We start from the raw sequence: 18237 nt of genomic DNA, 5'->3' as shown, positions 1-18237 counted from the left end.
GCATGGGGAGGTCGACATGGCCACGATGATCGTCCACGACACGCGTCTGCACGGCAAAACGCCGCTGAACTATAATTTCGTCATGCTGGTGAACGGCAACCGCTCGGTCGATTCCATGATCCGCGTGGTCGCCTCCAGCGCCCGCAGCCGCGGCCGGCTGTCGACGCTGCACATCTTCTGCCACGGCTATGAAGGCCACGACAATCTCGGCCGGCAGCAGACCGACCTCCAGGAACACGGCGGCTTCGGCCTGCACCTGTGCAAGGAAGGGCTGGATCTTTACAACGTCGGCAAGACCCGGGCCTGGAAGGGCCTGATCGGCCGGATCGTGATCTTCGCCTGCGCGCCCGCCGATACCGCCGCCGGCAACGAAGGCACCGAAGGCGACGGCCAGCGCCTGTGCGGCGAACTGGCGCTGTGGTCCGGCGCCGAAGTCATCGCCGCCCGCGACACCCAGTATTACCACCAGGTCCAGGCCAGCTATTCGGGCGGGCGCAAGATCAAGGACACGATCGACTTCGGCGATTGGGAAGGCCCGGTCTACAGCTTCAGCCCGCAGACCGGCTATCCGACCCAGATCGCGCCGTCCGCCTTCAACATGGCGCATCCCACCACGATCTAGATAAAGGCGGCCTAAACGAAGGCGGCAGGCACCTCGGCGAAGCGCACCGGCGCGCCGATGGCGGGGCCCGGCACCTCGCCGTCGCGCATCACCACATGGCCGCGGATGATGGTCGCCATGGGCCAGCCGGTCACGGTCTGGCCTTCGAAGGGGCTCCAGCCGCAGCGGCTGGCCAGCCAATCGGCGGTGATTTCCCGCGTCGCCTTCAGGTCGACCAGGGTCAGGTCGGCGTCGTAACCAAGGGCGATCCTTCCCTTGGCCGCAAGGTTGAAGATGCGCTGGGCGCCGGCGCTGGTCAGGTCCACCACCCGTTCGAGGGTCAGGGCGCCCTTCGACGCATGGTCGAGCAGCAGGGGCAGCAGGGTCTGCACCCCCGGCATGCCGGACGGGCTCTGCGGATAGGGCTTCGCCTTCTCTTCCGCCGTGTGCGGCGCATGGTCGGAGCCGATGACGTCGACGATGCCGGCGCGCACCGCCTCCCAAAGGCCGGCGCGGTGGTGTTCCTCGCGGATCGGCGGGTTCATCTGGGCATAGCTGCCGAGGCGGCGATAGGCCTCGGGCGCCGCCAGGGTCAGGTGCTGGGGCGTGGTCTCGACCGTGACCAGATCCTTGTGCCCGGCCAGGAACGCCATCTCTTCCGCCGTGGTGACATGAAGAATGTGGATGCGCCGGCCCAGGCGGCGGGCGATCGCCACCGCCCGCTGGGTCGCCAGCATGGCCGAGGTCGCGTCGCGCCAATGGCAATGGTCGGCGACATCGCCGCTGTCGGCGAGCGCGCGGCGTTCCTTCAGGCGGTTCTCGTCCTCGGCATGGATGGCGACGCGGCGCCGCCCGGTGGCCAGCACCTTTTCCAGCCCCGCATCCTCGGCCACCAGCAGGGAGCCGGTGGAGGCCCCCATGAACACCTTGATCCCGGCGCAGCCCGGCATCGCCTCCATGGCCGCCAGCGCGCCCATGTTGTCGTCGGTGGCGCCGGCATAGAAGGCGTGGTCGCAGAACATCCGGCCCCAGGCACGGCGCAGCTTTTCGTCGAGGTCGTCGGGCGTCGTGGTCGAGGGCTTGGTGTTCGGCATCTCGAAGACCGCGGTCACCCCGCCCTTCACCGCGGCGAGCGAGCCGGTAGCCAGGTCTTCCTTGTGTTCGAGGCCGGGCTCGCGGAAATGCACCTGGCTGTCGATCACGCCGGGCAGGACGTGGAGGCCGGTCGCATCGAAGCGGCTGCCGGCATCGGCCCGCGCAAGATCGCCGATGGCGGCGATGCGGCCGCCGACGATGCCGATATCGCCCGCCCCCCGGCCGTTCTGGTTGACGATGGTGCCGCCGGTCACGACGAGATCGAAGCGCAGGGTCATGATTGAATCCTCACGGCCGCTCGGCCAGGCAGTCGAAAATATCCCCGTCGGGCCGCTGGCCCAGCATGTGCCGGCGGTACCAGAGGGCAAAGAACAGCAGGCGCCAGCGCGCGGTGCCGTGATCCCGCTCGCCGTCGCGGAACAGGCGGGCGACCGCCCCCGGTTCGGCAATGGCGGCGATGCCCGGATCGCGCGACAGGAGATCGGCCAGCCGGGCCCCGTGCTTGCCGATCCAATGATCCACCGGCACGGTGAAACCCTGCTTCCGGGCGAAGGGTCGCGCGGCCGGGACATGGCGCTCGACCCAGCGGCGCAGCAGGTATTTGCCGAGCCGGGCCCGGATCTTCAGGTCCGCCGGCAGGCGCCAGGCGACCGCGGCCACCGCCGGGTCCAGCATGGGGGTGCGCCCTTCGACGCCATGGGCCATCAGGCAGCGGTCCAGCTTGACCAGCAGGTCGTTGGGCAGCCAGTCCGCCATGTCGGTCGCCTGGGCCTGGCGCAGCCGGTCCTTGCCGGCAAGGGGGCGGACCTGATCCGCCGTCGCCTCGAACCGCCGGCGCCAGCCGTCGCCACCGTCGCGCAGCAGGCCGGGCAGGGCATCGAAGGGCCCCTTGGCGCGCATGGCCCGGCCGCCGAACAGGCGCGGGCGCAGCAGCCGGCGATAGCGGCTGTAGCCGGCGAAAAGCTCGTCACCGCCCTCGCCCGACAGCGCCACCTTGATGCCGGCTTCGCGCGCGGCGCCGGCCAGCTTGAAGGTGGGCAGCGCGGCATAATCCGCCGCCGCATCGTCCATGGCCGCGGCGACCCGGGGCAGCAGGGCCAGGAAATCCGCCTCGTCGAAGGACACCTCGTGGTGGCGGGCGCCGGTCGCGGCGGCGACGGCTTTCGCCTGCTCGCGCTCGTCCGCGGCGCCGGTGCCGGGGAAATAGGCGGTGAAAGCCTCGACCGGCCGGTCCATCTGCCGGGCCATCATGGCCAGCACGGCCGCACTGTCGATCCCGCCCGACAGGAACATGCCATAGGGCACGTCGGAACGGCGGTGGACGTCGATACTGTCGGCGAAGGCGGCGTCGAAGGCGGCCAGCGCCTCCGCCTCGGTGCGGAAGTCGGGGCCGGGTTCGAGCGCCGGCAGGCGGCGCGAGGCGGTCACGCGCCCACCCTGCACCACCACCTGTTCCCCGGGCAGCAGGCGGCGGATGCCGGCGAAGATCGTCTCGCGGCCCAGCTGGAACTGCAACTGCAGGAGTTCCTGCACCGATTCAGGGCGCAGCGCCGGCGCCACCAGCCCGGTCGCGATGATCGCCTGGGGTTCCGAGGCGAAGACCAGCCCGTGCGGGGTTTCGGCGACATAGAGCGGCTTGATGCCGAAACGGTCGCGCGCCAGCACCAGCCGGCCGCCGGCCCGATCGGCCAGCGCCAGGGCATACATGCCGCGCAAGGGGTCCTGGAAGCCGAGGCCCGCGCGCTCGTAAAGCGGCAGGGGAACTTCGCAGTCCGACTGGGAGACGAAGGGCCAGCCGGCCAGATCCCGCTTCAGTTCGCGGTAATTATAGATCTCGCCGTTGCCGACCAGGGCGAGGCCGTTCCCGCGCACGAAGGGCTGGTCGCCGGTGGAAAGATCGATGATGGCCAGGCGCTGCTGCAACAACGCCGTATCGCCGGCGACATGGCGGCCGATACCGTCCGGCCCCCGGTGCAGCTGCGCGGCGTCCAGCCGGTCGAGCACGGCGGCATCCGGCGCGCCGCCGGTGGTCATCAACCCCGCGATGCCGCACATGATGCCCCCCCGCCCACGATCCGCGCGAAGAAATCCAGCCACAGGCGGACTACCGCCGGCTCGGAGAATTGCGCTTCGTAGCGCGCCCGCCCGGCCGCCGCGACGGCCGCCGCCAGGGCCCGGTCGCCCGCCAGCCGGGCGATGGCCCGCCCCAGCGCCCCGGCATCGTCGACCGGGGCCAGCAGGCCGTCGATCCCGTCCTTCACCATCAGGGCGGGGCCGGAGGCGGCGGCGGCCACCACCGGCCGCCCGGCGGCCCAGGCCTCCGCGATCACATTGCCGAACGGCTCGTGCCGGGACGGGCAGCAGAAAATATCCGCCGCCGCGATCAGTTCCGCGGAATCGCTGCGCCAGCCGAGGAACTTCACCCGGTCCGCGAGGCCGAGCCCGGCCGCCAGCGCTTTCAGCGCCGCCTCTTCCGGGCCGGCCCCGGCCAGCCAGAGATGCACCCCCGGCAGGCCCGCCAGCGCCTTCAGCAGCGTATCGAACGCCTTGTTCCGGTGCAGCCGGCCCAGCGCCACCACCAGGGTGGCCTCCGGGGGCGTGCCGATACTGTCGCGGGTGACCGCCGCCCGGCGCGGCGGATCGACGAAATTCGGCACATGATGCACCCGTTCCGCCGGCCAGCCCTTGTCGCGGAGATAGGCGCAGATGCCCGGGGTATTGCCCACCAGATGGTCGCAATCCCTGTAATATTTCACGTCGTAATAGCCGCCGAGCCGCCCGACCTTGAGGAAGCGATGCCCGGCCACCGGGCTGGACGGGCACAGCGCCGTCGCCCGATTGGCCCAGGTGACGACGACATCCGGCCGGAACGCCTTGATCGCGCCCCGGAACTTCCAGCGGCTGAGCAGGTCCAGATAGGGATTGCCGAACGGAATTTCGAGCGCCGGCACGCCATCCCGCGCCAGCACCTCCAGCCGCTCGGGCACCGGCCGGGTGACGGCCCGTTGCTCCAGCCCGGCCCGGGCCAGCGCCGGCACGAGACGGGCATAGAAAGCCTCGGCCCCGCCCTGGGGCGCGCCGGCCATGGCCTGGATCACACGCATGCGCATCCACTAGCCCTTTTGCCCGACAGCGTCAAACGGCTCTACTCGGCAAAGAGGTCTGCATGGGTTCCGGCCCGGGTGAAAACGAGGAAATCATGCCGCCCCGCCGCCTCAAGCCTGTAGATCAACAGGAAATCGCCGCCGACATGGCACTCTCGATAGCCGGCCCAATTCCCCTTCAGCGGATGATCCAGCCATTCGGGGCCAAGGGGCCCTGCGTTGGCCATCAGGAGGATCATCACCTCCTTCAGCCTGTGCATGTCGAACCGGCCCGAGCGGGACAGCCGGTCCCAATCCTTCAGAAAGGCTTTCGTATAATCGGCAGCCCTCGGCAGGTCGGCCCGTTTACTGTCCGCGCTTTTCTTCAAGATCGTCGATCAGCGCTGCGGCATCCCCAAACCGGGGGCGGCGGCGAACCAGTTCCTCCGCCTCCGCCATGGCGGCGCGGGTGTCGGCATTGGGCACCCGCAGGTCGATCGGCAGGGCCTGATCGACGACCACGCGATGAAGGAACAGGCGGATCGCCGCCGACATCGAGAGCCCCATGGCCTCCAGCGTCTCGGCCGCCTTCGCCTTGGTTTCCTCGTCGACACGGACATGGAGCATGGAGGAACGCATCGTCATCACCTCGTGGGGAATGTATCTCATATGAGATACACGGAAGCCACAAAAAAGCCCCGCCGGTGGCCGGCGGGGCTGATCCGTCACTCCGCCGCGACGATGGTCGGCAGCTTGTAGTCCTTGAAGTCCTCGCGCAGCTTGGTCTTCAGCAGCTTGCCCGTGGCGGTGTGGGGCAGCTCGTCGACGAAGACGACGTCGTCCGGCATCCACCATTTGGCGATCTTGCCGGCGAGGAAGGTCAGCATCTCTTCCTTGCCGATCTCCTTGCCCGCCTTCCTGACCACGATCAGCAGCGGGCGCTCGTCCCACTTCGGGTGGAAGATGCCGATCACGGCCGCTTCCGCCACGTCGGGGTGGCCGACGGCGGCATTTTCGAGGTCGATCGAAGAGATCCATTCGCCGCCGGACTTGATCACGTCCTTGGCGCGGTCGGTGATCTGCATGAAGCCCTCGGGGTCGAGGGTGGCGACGTCGCCGGTGTCGAAGAAGCCGTCCTGGTCGAGGATATTGCCGCCGTCACCCTTGAGGTAGGCGCCGGCGATCCAGGGCCCGCGCACCATCAGGTGGCCGAAAGCCTTGCCGTCGCGCGGCAGTTCGTTGCCGTCGTCGTCGGTGATCTTCATCTCGACGCAGAAGACGGCGCGGCCCTGCTTGCACTGGATGTCCAGGCGTTCCTCGAGCGGCAGCTTCTCCATCCCCGCCTTCAGCGAGCCGAGGGTGCCGAGCGGGCTCATCTCGGTCATGCCCCAGGCGTGGCAGACCGAGACGCCGAAGCGGGTCTCGAAGGTCTCGATCATGCTGCGCGGCGCGGCCGAGCCGCCGATCACCACCCGCTTCAGGGTGGAGAGTGTGCGGCCCCCGTCCTTTTCGAGATACTGGAGCAGCATCAGCCACACCGTCGGCACCGCCGCGGTCATGGTGACGCCTTCGGTCTCCAGCAGTTCGTAGATGCTGGCGCCGTCCATGGCCGCGCCCGGCATCACGATCTTGGCGCCCGACATGGGCGCGCCATAGGGGATCGACCAGGCATTGGCGTGGAACATCGGCACCACCGGCAGCACGGCATCGGTCGAGCCCATGCCGAGCGCGTCCTTGCCGTTGGCGACCATCGAATGCAGCGCGGTCGAACGGTGGGAATAGAGCACGCCCTTGGGATTGCCCGTGGTACCCGAGGTGTAGCAGAGCGAAGACGCCGTATTCTCGTCGAATTCCGGCCAGGTGAAATCGTCCGACGCCCCTTCGACCAGCTCCTCGTAGCAGATCGCATCGGGGATCGAGGTCGCGGGCATATGGGCCCGGTCGGTCATGATCACGAAATGCTTCACATTGCCGAGGTGCGGCAGCAATTTCTCGACCAGCGGCACGAAGGTGAGGTCGACGAAGATCGCCTTGTCCTCGGCGTGATTGGCGATATAGGCGATCTGGTTCGGGAACAGGCGCGGGTTGATGGTGTGGCAGACCATGCCCTGGCCCGACACGCCGTACCAGATTTCCAGGTGGCGATAGGTGTTCCAGGCCAGCGTGCCCACCACGTCGCCGAACTGGAGGCCAAGGCCCTTCAGGGCATTGGCGAGTTTCCGGGCCCGGCGCTCGCAATCCGCATAGGTATAGCGGTGGATCGGACCTTCGATCGTGCGGGTCACGATCTCGCGATCCTTGTGATAGATCGCGGCGAACGACAGGAACGAGGAAATCAGGAGCGGACGCTCCTGCATCAGACCACGCATGCTCTCCCCCTCGGGCTTGTTATCGGTTGGCTTGCCCTTGGACTTAAGTGCTACAGGGCCTGACGTCAACCTGCACCAAGGGGTGGCTCGTCGCTTTCGATTCCGGCTGCGGCCGCGGCTTTCAGCCAGGCGATGAAGGCGGCCTCCACAGGGCGGGGCGAACGCCCGGCGCGGCGCACCAGCCAATAGCCCTCGGGCGCCGGAACGCCGAGGGCGAAAGGCCGGACCAGGCGCCCGGCGACGAGGTCGTCGGTGACGAAGGCGCCATGGGCCAGGGCGACGCCGAGGCCGGCCGCGGCCGCCGCCATCGCCTGGGCCGAGGACTCGAAACGCCGGATCCCGGCGGCGCCAAGCCCCGGCACCCCGGCGGCAGCCAGCCACAGGTCCCAATCCCCGGCCCGGCGCGGCGCATCGACGACGAGGCGCGGCAGGGCGGCAAGATCGGCGGTGGCGCGCAGGCGCGGCGCCAGCGCCGGCGCGACCACGGGATAAAGGCTTTCCGCCAGCCATTCCGCCGCCGCGAGGCCGGGAAAATCCGCCGCCCCCCGCCCGAGGCCGATGGCGAGATCGGCCGCCCCCTCGCGCAGGCGGGCGACCGGCTCGACGGCGGTCGCGAGGCGCAGGTCGGCCTCCGGCCACGCCGCCTGGAAATCGCCCAGCCGCGGGATCAGCCAGCGCATGGCGAAGGTCGGCAGCACGGCGACGGTCAGGTCGCCGGCCGCGGTTTCCGCGCGCAACTGGGCGACCGCCTCGCCCATCAGGGCGAAAGCCTGCATCAGGCGCGGCAGCAGGAGATCGCCCGCCGGCGTCGGCGCCAGGCGGCCCTTGACCCGCCGGAACAGGTCGCAGCCGAGATCGGCTTCGAGCAGGCGCAACTGCTGGCTCACCGCCGGCTGGCTGACGTTCAGCGCGCGGGCGGCAGCGGCCACCCCGCCCAGGCGGAACACCGCCTCGGCCGCGCGCAGCGCATTCATGGGGGGCAATCGCCGATGCATCCCATGACTTTAGATTTTCTTATATCCTGGCCACAAGCCCGAATTGGACGAAGGCATACGGCGGGCGCTAAACCGATCGCACCATCGGAAGGAATGATCATGTTCGGCTTATGGGTGCCGCTCACCGTCGGGGCCGCCGCCCTGCAGACCCTGCGCACGGCACAGCAAAAGCGCCTGACCGGCATCATCGGCCAGAACGGCGCCCATTTCGCCCGCTATGTCTATGGCGCGCCGCTGGCCGCCCTGCTGGTCGCCGGCCTCGCCTTGGGCGGCATCGGCCTGCCCGCGCCGGATGCCACTTTCGTGCTTTACGGCCTGATGGGCGGCATCGCCCAGATCATCGCCACCGGCTGCCTGATCCATGCCTATACGCTGCGGAATTTCGCCGTCGCCACCACTTTTTCGAAGACCGAGACGATCCAGGCCGCGCTCCTGTCCCTGGCCGTCATGGGCGAGGGGCTGAGCGCGGGCGGCTGGCTGGCGGTCGCGATCGGCTTCGCCGGCCTCATCGTCCTGACCACCAGCGGCAACCGGGGCGCCCGCATCCCGCTGTCCCGGGCCTGGCGCGAGCCGGCCACCGCCTATGGCCTGGCCTCCGGCCTGTTCTTCGCCCTGTCCGGGATCGGCATCCGCGCCGCCGCCCTGTCCCTGCCCTCCGGCAGCGAATTGGTGCGGGCCTCGGTCACCCTTGCCGCGATCACCGCGATGCAGACGGCGCTGATGGGCATGGTGCTGCTGCTGCGCGATCGCCGGGCGCTGGCCGGTGCCTTCGGCCATGCGCGGGGCCCGGCGGCCGGGGTCGGGCTGATGTCGGTCACCGGTTCGCTGGGCTGGTTCCTGGCCATGACGCTGGAACCAGTCGCCCATGTCCGGGCCCTGGCCCAGATCGAGATCGTCTTCACCCTGGCGATGACCGTCTTCGTCTTCCGCGAACGGCCGTCCGGGCGCGACTATCTGGGCGCCGGGCTGATCGTCGCCAGTGTGGTGATATTGATCTGTGGTGATACTGCTATTGGCTAGGTGATTTCTTCGCCCAAGGGCGCTATGGTCCGCGCCGTTTTCGTTTCCGCAGTCCCGGGGGACCAGAATGGACATCAGCAAGGTCGCGATCGGCAAGAACCCGCCGGACGACATCAACGTCGTCATCGAAATCCCGCAGGGCGGCGTGCCGGTGAAATACGAGCTGGACAAGGATTCCGGCGCCCTCTTCGTCGACCGTTTCCTGCATACGGCGATGTATTATCCGGGCAATTACGGCTTCATCCCGCACACCAAGTCGGGCGACGGCGACCCGGCGGACGTGATCGTGATCGGCCAGTCGCCGGTGATCGCCGGCTCGGTCATCCGCGTGCGCCCGATCGGCGCCCTCCTGATGGAGGACGAAGGCGGCGCCGACGAGAAGATCATCGCCGTCCCGGTCGACAAGCTGCACCCCTTCTACAAGGACGTGAAGTCCTACGAGGACCTGCCGACCATCCTGCTCGAGCAGATCGCCCACTTCTTCCAGCACTACAAGGACCTGGAAAAGGGCAAGTGGGTGACCATCGTGAAGTGGGTCGGGGTCGAGGAAACCCACAAGCTGATCCTGGATGCGATCGCCGCCGCGAAGTAAGGACCGGGCGTAAGAATATTACGACACCCGTGCATTTTCGCATGGAAGCGGGCGCCCCACCGGGCGCCCGTTTTCATTTCTGCGCAACGGCAGGGAGAGATGCCGCTTTCGACCAAATGCGCTGTTGCATGGGGTGCGCCCGTCCACTACCTCTGCGGCTGACCGACGCGCGCCGGGGCCCGCGCGTCGCCTGACCCGATCGGATGGCAAGAAAGACAAGACCAATGACCAAGGCACCAGGACCGGGCGGCATCCCGACTGGCATGGACCTGCTGCAAACCTCGCGGCTGAACAAGGGCACGGCCTTCTCGGAAGAGGAACGCGAGGCGCTCGGGCTGATCGGCCTGCTGCCCGAGGGGATCGACACGGACGAGAACCGGCTGAAGCGCGTCATGCTGCAACTGGCCAAGAAGTCGACCGACATGGGCCGCTACATCTTCCTCCAGTCGCTGCACGACAACGACCGCACCCTGTTCTACAAGACGATCATGTCGGACCCGGTCCGCTTCATGCCCATCGTCTATACGCCGACGGTGGGCGCCGCCTGCCAGACCTACGGCCATATCATGCGCCGGCCCAAGGGCATCTACCTCGGCATCAACCGCAAGGGCCGCATCGCCGAGATCCTGCGCAACTGGCCGGAAAGCGACATCCGCTTCATCGTGGTGACGGACGGCGAGCGCATTCTCGGCCTCGGCGACCTCGGCACCAACGGCATGGGCATTCCGATCGGCAAGCTCAATCTCTATACCGCCTGCGCCGGCGTGCCCCCGCGCATGACCCTGCCGGTGATGATCGACGTCGGCACCAACAACGAGGGGCTGCTGCGCGATCCGCTCTATCTCGGCCTGAAGCAGGCCCGGGTGCGCGGCAAGGATTACGACGACTTCCTCGAGGAATTCGTGATGGCGGTGCAGGAAGTGTTCCCGCGCTGCTGCATCCAGTTCGAGGATTTCGCCAATGTGAATGCGGTGCCCCTGCTGGAGCGCTACCGCAACCGGGTGTCGTGCTTCAACGACGACATCCAGGGCACCGCCGGCGTCGCCGTCGCCGGCGTCCTGGCGGCGCTGCGCATCACCGGGAAACCCCTGCGCGAGCAGCGTTTCCTGTTCCTCGGCGCCGGCTCGGCGGGGACCGGCATCGCCAATCTCCTGTCCCAGGTGATGGCGCAGGACGGCATCTCGATCGAGGACGCCCGCGCCCGCTGCCATCTCTTCGACATCGAGGGCCTGGTGGTCGAAAGCCGCAACGACCTGGCCAGCTTCCAGCGCCCCTTCGCCCATCCGGGCCCGCAGCTGAAGAGTTTCGTCGAGGCGGTGGAAGCCCTGAAGCCGACCGGCATCATCGGCGTTTCCGCCGTCGCCAAGGCCTTCACCCAGGAGGTGATCGAGGCCATGGCGCGCCTGAACGAGCGCCCGATCGTCTTCCCCTATTCGAACCCGACCAGCCACGCCGAATGCACGGCGGAAGAGGCTTACAAATGGTCCGGGGGGCGGGCGATCTTCGCCTCCGGCAGCCCGTTCCCGCCGGTCCGCATCGGCGAGAAGACGCTGGTGCCCGGCCAGGGCAACAATGTCTATATCTTCCCGGCGGTCGGCCTCGCGGTCTATGCCACCGAGGCCGGCCGGGTGACCGACGGCATGTTCATCACCGCGGCGCGGGCCGTCGCCGAACAGGTGACCGACGCCGATCTCGACGCCGGCCTGATCTATCCGCCGCTGTCGGGCATCCTCGAAGCCTCGGTCAAGGTCGCGGTCAAGGTCGCCGCGGAAATCTTCCGCGAAGGCCAGGCCCGCGTGCCCGAGCCCGAGGATATCGAGCTTTACATCCGCTCGCGCATGTGGCGGCCGGTCTACAAGAAACTGGCCTGACCGGCGCCGCCCTCAGACGAAGAGGGCGACCGACTGGCGCGCCGCCACCAGGGGCGTGCCGTCGGCGGCCCAGATGTTCATCGCCTGGGACGAATAGCCGGCCCCCGCATCCTCGGCCCGGCTGGTCATCAGGAACCAGGCGTCCTGGTCGGCCGGCGGCGGGTTCAGGATTTCCATCGCCCAGGTGATGGTGCTGATCGGCCCGAATGTCGGGAAGCGCACCATGGCGGCGGGCGGCGGCATGTCGGCCAGGGCGACGAGCGAGACCAGATCGGCCGGCGCCGCCCGGTCCTTGTGCCGAAGCCAGAGGACATATTCGGGCACGTCCGCCATCGAGAAGGGCACGCTGCCGCCGGCGCCCACCACCTCGAACTGATGGGCGAAATTCGGCCGGGGCCCGCCCCGGAAAAAGTCTTCGCAGTCTTCCGGGGCCGGCACCGCGGGGGCCGGCAGCCGGTTGAAGGTGACCGCGGAGTCCCGGCCTGCGCCGAAGCAGAACAGGGCCCGGGCCGCCGGCCCCGCCTCCCCCGCCAGATCGACGCCGACGAAGGTCGCCGACTTGCCCTGGCGCAGGATCGCCGGGCTGATCTCCAGCACCCCGGCGGCCGGCCCGACGAAGGCGAATTGCGCGGCGCGCAGCGGCGGCAGGTCGGGAAAGCGGCGCAGCGCCGCCGCCAGGCACAGGGCACCGGAAGCGCCGCCGTAGAGCGTCCGCCCCTGCGCCCAATCCTCGGTCACGCTGGTGGTGAAACGCTCTTCGCGCTCGGTGATGCTGGCCAGCAATTCGGTGAAAGTGGTCATGTCCTCGGCCGTCGTCGTTATAGGCTGTCTGTCTTCGACCCTACAATAATTCGGGCCACGAATGAAACAGCCTGCCGGGGCCGTGCAAGCGCCTGCACGCCCCGGCCCTCCCCCGCCCGTCAGAAAATCTTCTTGAACGAACCGAGCAGGCCGCCGTCCTCGCCGCCCGTCACCTTGCCCAGCAATTGCGGGATCACGGCCGACAGGCCGCCCGCGGCCTCGTCGGTGCTCACCCCCAGCTGCTGGGCGAAGCCTGAAACCTTGTCGGCGCCGAAGACCGCCAGGATTTTCGAGGGATCGAAACTCCCGCCGGCCTCGCCGCCGCCGAGCACCGAGCCGACCAGGCCCTGAAGCCCGCTCTGGGACGTGAAGCGCCCGACCAGCCCGGCCAGGTCGACCTGGCCGCCTTCGCCGCCCAGCAGGCCGCGGAGGGCGCCGCCGATGGCGTCCACATCGACCTTGTCGCCGAAATACTGCTTCAGCAGCTGGATGCCGGTTTGAATGATGTCCATGTCTGTCTCTCCTCGGTCATGGCCCAAGATCCTGACTCTATGCCGGGTGGATGACGCAAGGATTACTTCGAGCCGGCGGTATTCACACGGCTTGCCTCCGCCATTGACGGGCTTCGTCCTTGGGGCGTAACGTTGCTCCCTTCCGTGGGATTTGAGCCGGCTGGCTTGCGGCCACGTTAAAAACCGCTAAAACGCCGGGGGAAGGAACCCGGCCACGGCCGGGTTTTTTTGTGCCCGGGCCGCGGGTGGACCGCGGGGGGCGAGAGGATCGAGTTCAAATGGCACGGCATACCCCGAGGGATGTGGCGGATACCTGGAAACTGGCGACCCGGCTGGTGCGCGGCGGCACCAACCGCTCCGATTTCGGCGAGACCAGCGAAGCCATCTTCATGACCTCCGGCTTCCGCTACGATACCGCGGAAGACGCCGAGGCCCGCTTCAAGGGCGAACAGGCGGGCTTCACCTATTCGCGCCTGGGCAACCCGACGACGGCGATGTTCGAGGAACGGATGGCGATCCTCGAAGGCGCGCCGCTGGCCCGGGCCGCATCCTCGGGCATGGCCGCGGTCAATGCCGCCCTGATGTGCCAGTTGAAGAGCGGGGACCGGGTCGTCTCCGCCCGCGCCCTGTTCGGCTCGTGCCGCGTCATTCTCGACGAATTCCTGCCGAAATTCGGCGTGACGGTCGATTACGTCGAAGGCGCCGATCTCGCGTCCTGGGCCGCGGCGCTGAAGACCCCGGCGACCGTGGTCTTCCTCGAAACCCCGGCCAATCCGACCCTGGACGTCATCGACCTCGCCGCAGTGTCGGAGCTTGCCCATGCGGCGGGGGCCCGCGTCGTCATCGACAATGTCTTCGCGACGCCGATCCTGCAACGGCCGTTCGACTATGGCTGCGACGTCGTCGTCTATTCGGCGACCAAGCATATCGACGGCCAGGGCCGCTGTCTTGGCGGCGCCATCCTGTGCGGCCAGGATTTCTTCGACCAGTACCTGAACCAATATATGCGCCATACCGGGCCGTCGCTGTCGCCCTTCAATGCCTGGCTGCTGCTGAAGGGCCTGGAAACCCTGGACCTGCGGGTGCAGCGCCATTGCGACAATGCCCTGAAGGTCGCCCGCTTCCTCGACGAGGCCAAGGAGCGGGGCCGCATCCGCAACGTCGCCTATCCGGGCCTTGCCTCGCATCCCCAGCACGAACTGGCGCTGCGCCAGATGTCGGGCAAGGGCGGCTCGGTCGTCACCATCGAGGTCGAGGGCGGGCGGCCCGGCGCCTTCGCCCTGATGAACCGCCTGAAGCTGATCGATATTTCCAATAACCTCGGCGACAGCAAGAGCCTGATCACCCATCCGTCCTCGACCACGCACCAGCGCCTGCCGGCGGCGGAACGCCAGCATCTGGGCATTACCGAAGGATTCATGCGGCTTTCGGTCGGGCTTGAAGACGCGGACGACCTGATCGACGATCTGGATCGGGCCATCGGCTGAGGTTCGGCGTAAACGCTATGTTTCCCCGCGCCCCCTGGACTTTCGCCGGGGGGCCAACAATATGACGAAGCGATGTACGACAAGACGACCCGTGCGATCCGCGTATCCGTGAAGCCCACGTTCCTGGAGGACCAGTCCTCCCCGGACGAAAACTATTACGTCTGGGCCTATCGGGTGCAGATCGAGAACCAGGGGCCGGAAACCGTGCAGCTGCGGGACCGCTACTGGCGGATCACCGATGGCTTCGGCCGGGTCCAGGAAGTGCGCGGGCCGGGCGTCGTCGGCGAACAGCCGGTGCTGAAACCCGGCGAGCGTTTCGAGTATACCAGCGGCACGCCGCTGGCCACACCGTCGGGCATCATGCTCGGCACCTACCGGATGGAAACGGCGGCAGGGGAATCCTTCGAGGTCGAGATCCCGGCCTTTTCGTTGGACAGCCCGCACCACCCGATCCGTCTCAATTGACAGGATCAGCCGGCCACGGCCAGCTGATCCGGCCGGCGTTGTTTGCGTAGAACGGAATCGAATACCGGCCGGCAATGACGATTGGGGCCCGGAAACACGGGGGGAGACGCCCCCGAACGAAAGGGAAGACAATGACCATCACCCCCACCCTGAAGCTCGGCGACGACAAGGCGGGCGCCAAGGCCCGGGGCCGCGAATCCAACCTCGTCCTCGGCAAGGCGCGCACCGACCGCCCCAGCCGGGAAGAGGCGGAATCCGCGATCCGCACCCTGCTGCTCTGGGCCGGCGACGACCCGGACCGCGAGGGCCTGGTCGATACGCCCGCCCGCGTCGCCCGCGCCTATGAGGAATTCTTCGCCGGCTATGATGCCGATCCGGTCGAAATGCTGAACCGCACCTTCGAGGAAGTCGAAGGCTACGACGAGATGATCGTCCTGAAGGACATCCGCCTGGAAAGCCATTGCGAGCACCATATGGTGCCGATCATCGGCAAGGCCCATGTCGCCTATCTGCCGAAGAACCGGGTGGTGGGTATTTCCAAGCTCGCCCGCGTGGTCGATGCCTATGCCAAGCGTTTCCAGGTCCAGGAAAAGCTGACGGCGCAGATCGCCAATTCGATCGACGAGGTGCTGCAGCCGCGCGGCGTCGCCGTCGTCATCGAAGCCCAGCACCAATGCATGACCACGCGCGGCGTGCACAAGCCGGGCGTTTCCATGGTCACCTCGCGCATGCTGGGCGCCTTCCGCCACGATCCGCTCACCCGGCGCGAATTCCTGACCATCATCGGCAATCCGGCCTCCAGCGTCGGCGCCTGATTTCAGGTATAGTGCAGCGCGAGAATCGCCCGCTTCCCACCGGGGAGCGGGCGTTGCCGTCTGGAGGGGAAGCAATGGCCGGTGAACGGATGGACGCGATCGAGATGCTGAGGCGCCTCGTCGCCTTCGACACGACGAGCCGGAATTCCAATCTCGACCTGATCGATTTCGTCCGCTCCTATCTGGCCGGCCACGGCGTCGACAGCGAACTGGTGTTCGACCACGGCGGCGCCAAGGCCAATCTCTATGCCACCCTCGGCCCGAAGACGGCGGGCGGCGTCATCCTCTCCGGCCATACCGATGTGGTGCCCGTCGACGACCAGGACTGGGACACCGACCCCTGGACCGTGACCGAGCAGCACGGCCGGCTCTACGGCCGCGGCACCTGCGACATGAAGGGTTTCGTCGCCTGCTGCCTCGCCCTGGTGCCGGAATTCCTGGAGCGGGGCCTGCGGGAACCCATCCACCTCGCCTTCTCCTATGACGAGGAGGTCGGCTGCCTCGGCGTCCACGGGCTGATCGCCCATGTCCTCGCCCATCACCCGAAGCCGCGCCTCTGCCTCGTCGGCGAGCCGTCGATGATGCAGGTGGTCGATGCCCACAAGGGCATCCGCTCCTTCGTCACCACGGTCACCGGGCTCGAGGCGCATTCGAGCGCCACCCATATCGGCGTCAATGCGATCATGGTCGCGGCCGATCTCATCCGCTTCCTGGCCGGCCTCGGCGACGAGCTGAAGGCCCGGGGCGATGCCACCGGCCGCTTCACGCCGCCCTTCACCACCCTGTCGGTCGGCACCATCCACGGCGGCACCGCGGTGAACATCATCCCGCGCCATTGCCAGTTCGTCTGGGAATACCGCTCCCTGCCCGGCACCGACGCGGACGAGCCGATCCGCCGCTTCGAGGAGCACGTGCGCACCAAGGTGCTGCCGGCGATGGAGGAAAAGGCTCCCGGCATCGCCGCCGTCACTACCATGCCGCGCTCGATCACGCCGGCCCTCAGCCCCGATCCCGGTTCCGCCGCCGAAACCTTGGCCAAGGCGCTGGCCGGCGTGAACGATACGCTGGCGGTCTCCTATGCCACCGAGGCCGGGATCTTCCAGGTCCACGGCATCCCGACCGTGATCTGCGGCCCCGGCGACATCCTCCAGGCCCACCGCCCGAACGAATTCGTGGCGATCGAGCAGATGGACGCCTGCGTCACTTTCCTGCGGAAGCTCGCCGACCGCGTCTGCGTGAATTGAGAGATTACCCCCTCACCCCAACCCTCTCCCCCAAGGGGGCGAGGGAGCCCGACCACGCGGGCTGCAAGCCCTCGCCCCTTCGGGGAGAGGGTTGGGTGAGGGGAAACCCGCCGCCGCTCAGGCCGAGAGCTTGTCGAGGGCGCGGATGATGGATTCGCCCATCACGCCGGTCGAAACCTTGGCCATGCCCGGCTGCATGATGTCGCCGGTGCGCAAGCCCCCGGCCAGCACATTCTCGACCGCCTTCTCGATCAGGCCCGCTTCCTCGCCGAGGTCGAAGGAATAGCGCAGCGCCATGGCGAAGGAGAGGATGGTGGCGATCGGGTTGGCTAGGTCCTTGCCCGCGATATCCGGGGCCGAGCCGTGGACCGGCTCGTACATCGCCTTCCGCTTGCCGTTCTCGTCGGCAGCGCCGAGCGAGGCCGAGGGCAGCATGCCGAGGGAGCCGGTGAGCATGGCGGCGGCATCGGACAGCAGGTCGCCGAACAGATTGTCGGTGACGATCACGTCGAACTGCTTGGGGTTACGGACCAGCTGCATGGCGCAATTGTCGGCATACATATGGCTGAGTTCGACGCCCGGGAATTCCTGGTCGTGCACGAAGGTGACTTCCTCGCGCCACAGGATGCCCGATTCCATCACATTGGCCTTCTCGGACGAGGTGACCTTGTTGTTCCGCTTCTGCGCGATGTCGAAGGCGACGCGGGCGACGCGGCGGATTTCCTCGGTCGTATAGACCTGGGTATTCACGCCCCGGCGCGAGCCGTCGGCCAGGGTCTCGATGCCGCGCGGGGTGCCGAAATAGACGCCGCCGGTCAGTTCGCGCACGATCATGATATCGAGGCCGCGGACGATTTCCGGCTTCAGGGTGGAGGCATCGACCAGCGCGTCGAAGCACAGCGCCGGACGCAGGTTGGCAAACAGGCCAAGGTCCTTGCGCAGGCGCAGGAGGCCGCGTTCCGGCTTCACCTCGAACGGCAGGCTGTCCCACTTCGGGCCGCCGACGGCGCCGAGCAGCACCGCATCGGCCTCAAGCGCGATCTTCATGGTTTCATCGGTGACCGGCTTGCCGTAGGCATCGATCGACGAGCCGCCGACCAGGGCTTCCTCGGTCTCGAATTCGATGCCGCGGCGCTTGGCCAGCCAGTCGATCACGCGGCGGACTTCCCGCATCACTTCGATACCGATGCCGTCGCCCGGCAGGATCAGGAGCTTGCCCTTGGTGGCCATTTTCATTTCCTCGATTTGATGGATGCGGGCCCGCGCGGATGGGGCCGCATCGACGAA

At 67.9% G+C, this 18237-nt stretch carries 18 protein-coding genes and 1 riboswitch; of the genes, 8 read left to right on the top strand and 10 right to left on the bottom strand.

The window, feature by feature from the left end:
- The first annotated feature begins 16 nt into the window (after positions 1-16).
- Positions 17-622 (top strand): hypothetical protein, encoded by a 606-nt coding sequence (locus DKG75_RS09040; protein WP_133636831.1) that lies wholly within the window; start codon positions 17-19, stop codon positions 620-622.
- An 11-nt stretch (positions 623-633) separates the two neighbouring features.
- On the opposite strand, the gene DKG75_RS09035 is transcribed toward DKG75_RS09040, so the two are convergent.
- The 7 genes from DKG75_RS09035 to DKG75_RS09005 all read right to left on the bottom strand — a co-directional run bounded on the left by DKG75_RS09035 (position 634) and on the right by DKG75_RS09005 (position 8122).
- Positions 634-1974, bottom strand: coding sequence for a dihydroorotase (locus DKG75_RS09035; RefSeq protein WP_109920752.1), 1341 nt, complete (start codon positions 1972-1974; stop codon positions 634-636).
- A 10-nt stretch (positions 1975-1984) separates the two neighbouring features.
- Positions 1985-3751 (bottom strand): asparagine synthase (glutamine-hydrolyzing), encoded by a 1767-nt coding sequence (gene asnB, locus DKG75_RS09030; protein ID WP_109920751.1) that lies wholly within the window; start codon positions 3749-3751, stop codon positions 1985-1987.
- On the bottom strand, positions 3730-4800 hold the full coding sequence (locus DKG75_RS09025) for a glycosyltransferase (RefSeq protein ID WP_109921077.1): 1071 nt from the start codon (positions 4798-4800) through the stop codon (positions 3730-3732). Before DKG75_RS09025 ends, asnB begins: the two co-directional genes overlap by 22 nt.
- Before the next feature lie 41 nt (positions 4801-4841).
- Positions 4842-5168: a type II toxin-antitoxin system YafQ family toxin gene (locus DKG75_RS09020; RefSeq protein WP_243746476.1), complete on the bottom strand. Its 327-nt coding sequence runs from the start codon at positions 5166-5168 to the stop codon at positions 4842-4844.
- A complete protein-coding gene (locus DKG75_RS09015) occupies positions 5146-5424 on the bottom strand; it encodes a type II toxin-antitoxin system RelB/DinJ family antitoxin (RefSeq protein WP_109920750.1) in 279 nt (92 codons plus the stop codon). The genes DKG75_RS09020 and DKG75_RS09015 overlap by 23 nt, the downstream gene beginning before the upstream one ends.
- 80 nt (positions 5425-5504) lie before the next feature.
- Positions 5505-7148, bottom strand: a complete 1644-nt coding sequence (locus DKG75_RS09010) for a 3-(methylthio)propionyl-CoA ligase (RefSeq protein WP_109920749.1) — start codon at positions 7146-7148, stop codon at positions 5505-5507.
- Between the two features lie 65 nt (positions 7149-7213).
- A complete protein-coding gene (locus DKG75_RS09005; RefSeq protein ID WP_166646393.1) occupies positions 7214-8122 on the bottom strand; it encodes a LysR substrate-binding domain-containing protein in 909 nt (302 codons plus the stop codon).
- A gap of 120 nt (positions 8123-8242) precedes the next feature.
- On the opposite strand from DKG75_RS09005, the gene DKG75_RS09000 reads away from it, so the two are divergent.
- From DKG75_RS09000 to DKG75_RS08990, 3 genes are all read left to right on the top strand, one after another.
- Positions 8243-9163: a DMT family transporter gene (locus tag DKG75_RS09000; protein ID WP_133636833.1), complete on the top strand. Its 921-nt coding sequence runs from the start codon at positions 8243-8245 to the stop codon at positions 9161-9163.
- Between the two features lie 67 nt (positions 9164-9230).
- Positions 9231-9755 (top strand): inorganic diphosphatase, encoded by a 525-nt coding sequence (gene ppa / locus DKG75_RS08995; protein WP_109920746.1) that lies wholly within the window; start codon positions 9231-9233, stop codon positions 9753-9755.
- A gap of 224 nt (positions 9756-9979) precedes the next feature.
- Positions 9980-11626 (top strand): NAD-dependent malic enzyme, encoded by a 1647-nt coding sequence (locus tag DKG75_RS08990; protein WP_109920745.1) that lies wholly within the window; start codon positions 9980-9982, stop codon positions 11624-11626.
- Between the two features lie 12 nt (positions 11627-11638).
- Here the strand turns inward: DKG75_RS08990 and DKG75_RS08985 are convergent, their stop codons facing one another.
- Positions 11639-12427 (bottom strand): thioesterase family protein, encoded by a 789-nt coding sequence (locus DKG75_RS08985; RefSeq protein WP_109920744.1) that lies wholly within the window; start codon positions 12425-12427, stop codon positions 11639-11641.
- Between the two features lie 119 nt (positions 12428-12546).
- Complete coding sequence (locus DKG75_RS08980; protein ID WP_109920743.1) at positions 12547-12939, bottom strand: YidB family protein; 393 nt, start codon at positions 12937-12939, stop codon at positions 12547-12549.
- A gap of 134 nt (positions 12940-13073) precedes the next feature.
- Positions 13074-13149: riboswitch (SAM riboswitch) on the top strand.
- A gap of 68 nt (positions 13150-13217) precedes the next feature.
- Between DKG75_RS08980 and metZ the strand changes: the two genes are divergently transcribed.
- From metZ to argE, 4 genes are all read left to right on the top strand, one after another.
- A complete protein-coding gene (gene metZ, locus DKG75_RS08975) occupies positions 13218-14426 on the top strand; it encodes an O-succinylhomoserine sulfhydrylase (RefSeq protein WP_109920742.1) in 1209 nt (402 codons plus the stop codon).
- 72 nt (positions 14427-14498) lie between these two features.
- Complete coding sequence (gene apaG, locus DKG75_RS08970; protein WP_109920741.1) at positions 14499-14891, top strand: Co2+/Mg2+ efflux protein ApaG; 393 nt, start codon at positions 14499-14501, stop codon at positions 14889-14891.
- A gap of 131 nt (positions 14892-15022) precedes the next feature.
- Entirely contained in the window at positions 15023-15706 is a 684-nt protein-coding gene (gene folE, locus DKG75_RS08965) for a GTP cyclohydrolase I FolE (RefSeq protein WP_109920740.1), read from the top strand.
- Between the two features lie 74 nt (positions 15707-15780).
- Complete coding sequence (argE, locus tag DKG75_RS08960) at positions 15781-16950, top strand: acetylornithine deacetylase (protein ID WP_243746477.1); 1170 nt, start codon at positions 15781-15783, stop codon at positions 16948-16950.
- Between the two features lie 117 nt (positions 16951-17067).
- Here the strand turns inward: argE and leuB are convergent, their stop codons facing one another.
- Entirely contained in the window at positions 17068-18180 is a 1113-nt protein-coding gene (gene leuB, locus DKG75_RS08955; protein ID WP_109920738.1) for a 3-isopropylmalate dehydrogenase, read from the bottom strand.
- Positions 18181-18237 lie beyond the last annotated feature (57 nt).

It is taken from the genome of Zavarzinia compransoris, from assembly GCF_003173055.1.
Classification (GTDB): Bacteria; Pseudomonadota; Alphaproteobacteria; order Zavarziniales; family Zavarziniaceae; genus Zavarzinia; species Zavarzinia compransoris.
This window is presented reverse-complemented; position numbering and strand designations above follow the sequence as displayed.

Coding starts and splice junctions, on each gene's coding strand:
- DKG75_RS09040 (WP_133636831.1), top strand. CDS start 17: ATGGCCACGATGATCGTCCACGACACGCGTCTGCACGGCAAAACGCCG.
- DKG75_RS09035 (WP_109920752.1), bottom strand. CDS start 1,974: ATGACCCTGCGCTTCGATCTCGTCGTGACCGGCGGCACCATCGTCAAC.
- asnB (WP_109920751.1), bottom strand. CDS start 3,751: ATGTGCGGCATCGCGGGGTTGATGACCACCGGCGGCGCGCCGGATGCC.
- DKG75_RS09025 (WP_109921077.1), bottom strand. CDS start 4,800: ATGCGTGTGATCCAGGCCATGGCCGGCGCGCCCCAGGGCGGGGCCGAG.
- DKG75_RS09015 (WP_109920750.1), bottom strand. CDS start 5,424: ATGACGATGCGTTCCTCCATGCTCCATGTCCGTGTCGACGAGGAAACC.
- DKG75_RS09010 (WP_109920749.1), bottom strand. CDS start 7,148: ATGCGTGGTCTGATGCAGGAGCGTCCGCTCCTGATTTCCTCGTTCCTG.
- DKG75_RS09005 (WP_166646393.1), bottom strand. CDS start 8,122: ATGAATGCGCTGCGCGCGGCCGAGGCGGTGTTCCGCCTGGGCGGGGTG.
- DKG75_RS09000 (WP_133636833.1), top strand. CDS start 8,243: ATGTTCGGCTTATGGGTGCCGCTCACCGTCGGGGCCGCCGCCCTGCAG.
- ppa (WP_109920746.1), top strand. CDS start 9,231: ATGGACATCAGCAAGGTCGCGATCGGCAAGAACCCGCCGGACGACATC.
- DKG75_RS08990 (WP_109920745.1), top strand. CDS start 9,980: ATGACCAAGGCACCAGGACCGGGCGGCATCCCGACTGGCATGGACCTG.
- DKG75_RS08985 (WP_109920744.1), bottom strand. CDS start 12,427: ATGACCACTTTCACCGAATTGCTGGCCAGCATCACCGAGCGCGAAGAG.
- DKG75_RS08980 (WP_109920743.1), bottom strand. CDS start 12,939: ATGGACATCATTCAAACCGGCATCCAGCTGCTGAAGCAGTATTTCGGC.
- metZ (WP_109920742.1), top strand. CDS start 13,218: ATGGCACGGCATACCCCGAGGGATGTGGCGGATACCTGGAAACTGGCG.
- apaG (WP_109920741.1), top strand. CDS start 14,499: ATGTACGACAAGACGACCCGTGCGATCCGCGTATCCGTGAAGCCCACG.
- folE (WP_109920740.1), top strand. CDS start 15,023: ATGACCATCACCCCCACCCTGAAGCTCGGCGACGACAAGGCGGGCGCC.
- argE (WP_243746477.1), top strand. CDS start 15,781: ATGGCCGGTGAACGGATGGACGCGATCGAGATGCTGAGGCGCCTCGTC.
- leuB (WP_109920738.1), bottom strand. CDS start 18,180: ATGGCCACCAAGGGCAAGCTCCTGATCCTGCCGGGCGACGGCATCGGT.